Below are 7149 nucleotides of genomic sequence, written 5' to 3' on the forward strand. Positions count from 1 at the left end.
CAGCCAGGTCATCTACGCCCTGGCGCTGACCAAGGAGCACTTGTGGGAATTTCTCAGGATGGAGGGGATCGCCGATACCGCTATCGAGTTGCTCCAGGAACTGGAGCTTTTTCACCTCGTGGATCAATTCTTTGACAAAGCCATCTATTACGTCAGCGCGGGCTACGAGGCGGCGATGGCGGAAAGCAGAGTGGCCTAAGAGCGGTCGGGGAATCACGAAGCCATTGGGCGCGTCGTCAGGCGCCGCCGGAGAGCTCAGGCGTGCACGGCCGCGCGCCTGGGGAGGGCGTCCTTGAGCAACCGGATGTGATCCGGTGTGGTTCCACAGCAGCCGCCAATGAGCTGTGCCCCTCGAGCGACCCACTCGGTGGCTGCCTCAAGATATTTTTCAGGCGGATATTCGTCGGTGAACATCCAATCCGGCGGGTCGAAGCGGCCGATGTGGGCGTAGGCGCCGAAGGGGCGCTTGGAGTGCTTTGCCAGTTCGCGCAACGCCAGCGTGCAATCGCCAGGCGGCGCGCAATTGAACAGGATGGCATCAGGGGCGAGAGGCTCGAGCTGGCAAACCATCCGGGCGATGGATTCGCCGCTCAATAACCGCGCCCGCCAGTCCGGCACAAAGCTGACCCACGCCGGGATGTCCAGCTCGCGCGCCGCTTCCAACGCCACCGTCGCCTCCTGCCAGCGGTTTACGGTCTCAAAGAGCATCAAATCGACGCCGGCCGCTTTGAAGTGGGAGATAATTTCGCGATATTCGGCTCGCATCGCGTTTTCTTCCGGGGCCAAGTCCGGCCGGAAACACCATTCCAGCGTTGTCATGGCGCCGGCCACGGCAACCTCCGCGGGCCGGGAAGAGCGCCGGCGCGCCTCGAGAGCCAATTGGACGGCCTCGCGGATGAGGCCGGCAGCGCAGGTTTCGAGATGCTGCGCGCCGATGTGGCGCATGTGCTCAAGATCGGCAAAGTGGTTCAGGAAGCTCCGCTTGGCGAGCTGAAAGGTGTTTGTCGAAAGTATGTCCGCCCCGGCCAGGATGTAGTCGGCGTGAATGGAACGGATAGCGTCCGGCTCGCTCTCGACCTTGTGTCCTTCCCAGGTCAATCCGCGGCGGCACATTTCCGTGCCAATGGCGCCGTCCAAAATGATCATCTCTCCGCGTTCCATCCGAGTCTTGACGGCAGCATAGCTCATGGGCGGCCTCCTATCTCGCGCCGACGCTTCGGGACGCCTGCCGTGGCGGACAGGATTTCGGCAAGCCAACCTTCAATGCCTGGATGTGAGCCGGAGTCGTTCCGCAACAGCCGCCAATGATCTGCGCGCCCATGGCTGCCCATTGCCCGGCGGCGGTGAGATATTTTTCCGGGGGAACTTGGTCGGTCTCAGCAAAGCGCGGAAAAAAAGCGTGTTTCCAGCTTGGCGGATGGTAGCGGCCGATATGGGCATAGCAGCCGATCGGCCGCCGGGTCGCGCCCGCCAGCTCGCTGAGAGCAAGGGTGATGTCTTCGATGGGGCCACAGTTTACCAGGATGGCTTCCGGGCCGTATGGTTCGACCGCTTTGGCAGCGCCGGCAACGCTTTCGCGGCTGAGCAACTTCCCCCCTTCGCGCACGGCGAAGCTCACCCAGAAGGGAAGATTACTGGTGCGGGCGACGTCGGAAGCCACGACCGCCTCGCGGATGTTGTTCATGGTTTCGAGCAGAAGGAAATCCACTCCCGACTCTTTGAGTTGTTGAATGGTTTCGCCATGCTCGGTGCGCAGCTCATCGTTCGGCGGAGCGAGCTGCGGCCGGAAGCAATGCTGCAACGGCGAGATGGAACCGGCGATGGCAACTTCCCCGGCGGTGGCAGACCGGAATTGCTCCCGTGCCTCGCGCGCCAGCTCGACCGCCCGCCGCACCAGCATTTCAGCCTTGTTCTCCAGGCCCTCCGGGCCGATGTGGCGCATGTGCTCGATGTCATGGAAGAGGTTCAAATAACTCCGGCGAGTGAGCTGGAAGGTATTGGTGGTGATGACGTCGGCGCCGGCGGCGATATAGTCGGCGTGCACCTGGCGAACCACCTCCGGGTTGCGCTCGATACCGTTCGAACGCCAGTACACGCCCCGGCGGTAGATCTCCGTGCCGACGCCGCCATCGAGCAGCACCATTTCACCCCGGCTCAGATGACCTTGAATGCGTCCATAGCTCATGGAAACTCCTGGAAGACTCAATGGCCGATGAAAAAAAGGAAAAAGAATTTCGATGCGCGGTGGCATTATAGCCCGAGTCAGATAAGCCAACCAAGCGACTTCGCGGGGCAAAGCGGGTAGTGGGTCAGTTTCCTGGAAGGGCGTTTACCGGGAGCTATCCGGGGATGGCAACAGGAGAAGCGCAAGTAACGAAAAATTCGCTTCACTTCGACTGGTTGCTCGTAGATAGTAGTGCGAGATTGCAGAGGGACGACCGCAGTGAAATTGCTCATCTTCGGTGCAACCGGCGGAACAGGTCGAGCGCTGGTTGAACAGGCGCTGGAGCAGGGACACGTTGTTACTGCCTTTGCGCGCGAGCCCGCGAAGGTCCGAACCACACACAAGAATCTGAGTGTCATGAAGGGGGACATCTTGAACTACGTTTCCGTGGAGGCGGCGATCAGCGGCCAAGACGCCGTGTTGTCAGCTCTGGGCATAAGAGTGCGCGCGGGAGCGATCGTCGTTCTAGCGGTCATCTGCCAGGTGTTCGCCGCGGCAGTGCCGCTATCCAGGCCATTGGAGTGGTTTGTTCGAGTTGGGCTGCCGGTCTTGGCCCTTATGATTCTCTTTAGGAAGAAAACCATTCTCTCCGACGGCACGCAGAATATTGTCCAAGCAATGGAAAAGCTTGGCGTGAAGCGCTTCGTTTGCGAGTCTTCGCTGGGCATCGGCGAGAGCAAAGGGCAGTTGGGATTTCTCTACAATTACATTTTGATTCCACTATTGCTGCGGAATATTTTTGCGGACAAAGAGGTTCAGGAGAGGATCATCAAAGACAGCATGCTTGACTGGGTGATTGTGCGCCCCGCTGCCCTCACAAATGGACCGCGAAGAGGCGTCTGTCGAGAGGGGATGAACATCGGCCACTGGTTCTTCACGGCAAAGATCTCCCGAGCTGATGTGGCCGTCTTTATGCTCAAACAGCTAGCTGACAATACGTATCTACGGAAGACACCAGGTGTGTCGTACTGATGGCTTTGTAGCTCGGCGAATCGGATTACTCCCCAGAAGTCGGCTTCCCGGAAACTGACCCACTACGGCAAAGCGCCTTGCATTGACTTCCACGTATGGCTCGTCTAATCTCGGAAGAGAATTTCATTGGAGCTCATCATGCCCGAACGTGCTACGGTGCCGGAAGGTTATCTGGAAGCGCAGCTCCTCGCCAAAGGCGTCCGCATGACGCGCCAGCGCAAGGCCATCCTCCGCGTGATTGAGACTTCCGGCGAGCATGTGGATGCCGTAACCCTGCTCGAGCGTGCCCGCAAGCTTGACCGCAAAGTGGACCGAGTCACCGTCTATCGCACCCTGGGCATGCTCAAGAAGCATGGCCTGGTGGACGAGCTTGACCTCATGCACCTGCATGGCGGGCAGCATTACTATGAGGTGAAGCCCGGGCGGCACCACTTGCACCTAGCTTGCAGGAAGTGCGCTCGGGTGGAAGAGCTGCACAGCGAACTGCTGGATCGGCTGGAAGGGCAGATCAAGCGGGAGAAGAGGTTCCTGATCGCCGATATTCGCGTGGAAGTCGGCGGTTTGTGCGCCCGCTGCCAGTCCGACGGAGCCAAGCCCTAATCCCTGAGGAAACCGCCACCGGCGTCTTGGGATGCTCCTCCAAAATCTCTACTTGACACTCGACATTGGGGGGGCGTATAGTGGGGTTTATCTAGTTGCAACTTAGTTGCAACTAGCCGCGCCCGAATACTTCCGGAGGACACTGGCAATCATGATGCCCAGGTTGTCTATCGGCCGCGCGCTTCTAGTGCCGTTCCAACTTGATGAGCCTAGATATCTCGATCCTATATGATCAATAAAGCATGCCGTGTGACTTGCGGAAAGTGGCCCCAAATAGTTGGAACGGCACTAGCCGCCATTCTACTTTACACTCCTCCGGTTTTGGGCAATCCCACGGCCACGTTGCGCGGTCGCGTCCTGGACGAGTCCGGGGGCGTCATTCCCGGGGCCGCGGTAACGCTTTACCGCGGCACAGGAACGCCAATAGCCACAACGAATGCCGACGAAGAAGGGAATTTTGTCCTGTCGGGCCTGCCGCGAGGGCGCTACGAAGTGGTGGCGCGGCAGCCGGGGCTGGAGATGGCCTCCGCTGCGGTGGACACCACCACAGCGGATCCGGTCGAGCTGGTGCTCACCTTGCGCGTGGGCACGATGACCAGCTCCGTTACCGTGACGGCATCTCGCGGGCTCCCTGAAGATGCGGTGAGCGTGCCGAACGGTCTGAGCATCGTGGGACCGGAACAACGCCCACTGCGCCCGGGCTTGATTTTGCCGCAAGTGCTGCGGGAAGAGCCGGGCGTGCAGGTGCAACAGACCACCAGCCACCAGGGAGCTGTTTTGATCCGCGGTCTCACCGGCCAGCAGGTGCTCCACCTGATTGACGGCGTGCGCTTCAATAATTCAACCTTTCGGCCCGGGCCGAACCAGTATTTGGCGACCGTTGACCCGAGCTTTATCGAGCGGGTCGAGGTGTCCCGCGGGCCAAACTCGATGCAGTACGGAAGCGACAGCCTGGGCGGCACGCTCAATTTGCTGCCGGCACGGCCGTTCATGGCGCCGGGCAAGAGCGAGTTCCACGGAGAAGTTGTGCCTTTCTTCCGCAGCGCAGACCTGGCGGGCGCCAGCAGCCTCCGGCTTTCTTACGGGAGGGACAACTGGCACTTGCTGGGAGGCGGCTCCTATCGGCGCGGCCAGGACATTCGGGCCGGCGACGGCGGCGACTCTCACGCTGCGGTCACGCGCTTCCTCGGGTTGCCGTCGAGCTGGCTCGGCGAACGGTTGCAGGATACAGCCTTCACTCAATGGGGGAGCTATCTGCGCATGTTCTGGAACGCGCGGCCCGACCAGACGCTGAGCCTGACCTACCACCATGGCGAGCAACGCGGCGGACGCCGGTATGATCAGCTCAATGGCGGGAATGGCAACCTGATCAACTCCTTCGACCCACAAGTACTCGATTTCTTCTACGCCCGGTACGAGAAACAACGGCTGGGGTGGCTGGACACGCTCCAGGGTACGTTCTCCTACAACCGGCAACGCGATGATCGGCGCTTCCAGGGCGGCAGCGGCAATCGGCTGGCGACGATCACCGAAGACGATAGCGTCACGGCGGTGTTCGGTTACCAACTGCAGGCGACGACGCATATCGGCAGCCACCACGTGATGCTGTTCGGCGGCGAGGCTTATGACGAATATCTTGACGCCGCCGCCGGGACGCTCAATCCCTCCACCGGCGCCACCGCCACCGTGCGTGGACGTTTGCCGGACGGCAGTCGGTACGTCAGCTACGGGCTCTTTGCCGGGCACACGTCGGAGTGGTTTTCAAGCCGGCTGCGCACCCAGGCGGGCGTGCGTTATAGCCGCATCCGCTTCCGGACTTTTGCTGGCAAGAACCCGTTTGTGGGCGGGCAACCGACCGTGCCGGATTTTTCCACCACGCTCGACGACGTCACGTTCCAGGCGGGCACTTCTTATCGCCTGCTGCGGTTTCTGACCGTCTTCGGTTCAGTATCGCGCGGCTTCCGGGCGCCCAACAGCACCGACTTTTCCTCGGTTGGACTGACTTCGAACGGCTTTGAAGCGTCGCCTGATCAGGCGGCCAGGGCCGGCGGCTTGATCGGCACCACCGCCAACAGCTCGGCCGTGTCCACGGGCCGACCGGCGCAACAGTTGTCGCCGGAATCGCTGTGGGACTACGAGGGGGGCGTGCGCCTGCATGCCGGGCGCGTCCAGGGTTCGCTAAGCGCTTTCCAATACAGTTTGAAGGACTTCATCACCAAGCGGGCGCTCATTCTGCCTCCCGGGGCAGTGGGGCAGACGATCGGCGGCGCGACGATTATCCAGCAGTTAGCTTCCGGGGCGGTGATTACGGCGGTGGACCCGCGGCCGGTCATTACGCGCACCAACATCGGCCGCGTCCGCATCCGTGGCTTCGAAGCGGAGGCCCGGGTGAAAGCGACTTCGACGCTATCGCTCGCCGGAAATGTTTCATACCTCCGCGGGATCGACCGGCAGACCAGTGGTGCGCCGGACATTGAAGGCGGACTGCCCCCGCTGCATGGCATCTTCTCGGTGCGGTGGCAGCCGGCAAGCAAGCCTTACTGGTTTGAGACCTTCACCTACTGGTCGGATAAGCAGGACCGGCTCTCGTCGCTCGAACTGGCCGACCAGCGGATCGGGGCTACGCGGTCCAGGAGTTCGATCGCGTCGTTCTTCAATAACGGGGCCGTGGCCCGCGGGCTGGTCGAGGGAGGTCGGCTGCTTGCCACCGGCGAGACCCTAGTGCAGGTGCAAGACCGCGTGCTGGGCGCCGGCGTCGAAAGCGCGCCGATGTTCACCGGGACTCCGGGCTTTGCAACCCTCAATTTCCGCGGCGGCTATCGCCTGAGCGAACACTCGGAGTTCATCTGGATCCTGGAGAACGTGCTCGACAAGAACTATCGCCTGCACGGTTCCGGGGTGGATTCGCCTGGAAGGAATCTGCAGGTGAGCTATTTCTTTCGCTTCTAGTGCCGTTCCAACTAATTGGGGCCATTTTCCGCTTCGCTCTTCCGCCGCGCGACGGAATTTTCGCAGCAGCAGCAGTAGGGGCAAGGTTCAGCTTGCCCTTTGCCTGGGGCGGTGTGAAGACACGCCCCTACGTGATACGTACAAAGTGATACGTACAAAGCCTGGGGCGGTGTGAAGACACGCCCCTACGTGATACGTACAAAGATACGTACAAAGCGAACATCACCGAAAAACCTGGTGCGAGGGAGGGACATCATGGCCAGACGACTATTACTCATTGCGGTGCTGGGGCTGCTGGTGGTCGAGACTGTGCGGCTCGACGGACAGATGCCAGCAAGCCATTCGGCGATAGAAATGAGCGGGGTCAGCGCAGCAATGAAATTTGAGGCAGCAGTGGAAGGCTT

Annotated in this window: 6 protein-coding genes; 4 read left to right on the top strand and 2 right to left on the bottom strand. The window is 61.0% G+C overall.

From position 1 onward, the window contains the following. The coding region (locus VIH17_08120; GenBank protein ID HEY4683200.1) for a hypothetical protein at nucleotides 1-199 on the top strand (199 nt) is incomplete at its 5' end. A gap of 56 nt (nucleotides 200-255) precedes the next feature. On the opposite strand, the gene VIH17_08125 is transcribed toward VIH17_08120, so the two are convergent. Both VIH17_08125 and VIH17_08130 read right to left on the bottom strand, forming a co-directional pair. After that, nucleotides 256-1188, bottom strand: coding sequence for a homocysteine S-methyltransferase family protein (locus VIH17_08125; protein HEY4683201.1), 933 nt, complete (start codon nucleotides 1186-1188; stop codon nucleotides 256-258). A 10-nt stretch (nucleotides 1189-1198) separates the two neighbouring features. Next, complete coding sequence (locus VIH17_08130) at nucleotides 1199-2185, bottom strand: homocysteine S-methyltransferase family protein (protein ID HEY4683202.1); 987 nt, start codon at nucleotides 2183-2185, stop codon at nucleotides 1199-1201. A gap of 258 nt (nucleotides 2186-2443) precedes the next feature. On the opposite strand from VIH17_08130, the gene VIH17_08135 reads away from it, so the two are divergent. The 3 genes from VIH17_08135 (at nucleotide 2444) to VIH17_08145 (ending at nucleotide 6745) form a co-directional block, all read left to right on the top strand. Then, on the top strand, nucleotides 2444-3196 hold the full coding sequence (locus tag VIH17_08135) for an SDR family oxidoreductase (protein HEY4683203.1): 753 nt from the start codon (nucleotides 2444-2446) through the stop codon (nucleotides 3194-3196). A gap of 138 nt (nucleotides 3197-3334) precedes the next feature. After that, nucleotides 3335-3796: a transcriptional repressor gene (locus tag VIH17_08140; GenBank protein HEY4683204.1), complete on the top strand. Its 462-nt coding sequence runs from the start codon at nucleotides 3335-3337 to the stop codon at nucleotides 3794-3796. A 249-nt stretch (nucleotides 3797-4045) separates the two neighbouring features. Then, nucleotides 4046-6745, top strand: a complete 2700-nt coding sequence (locus VIH17_08145) for a TonB-dependent receptor (GenBank protein ID HEY4683205.1) — start codon at nucleotides 4046-4048, stop codon at nucleotides 6743-6745. The last annotated feature ends 404 nt before the right edge of the window (nucleotides 6746-7149 follow it).

The sequence above is a fragment of the Candidatus Acidiferrales bacterium genome (assembly GCA_036514995.1).
Taxonomy (GTDB): domain Bacteria; phylum Acidobacteriota; class Terriglobia; order Acidiferrales; family DATBWB01; genus DATBWB01.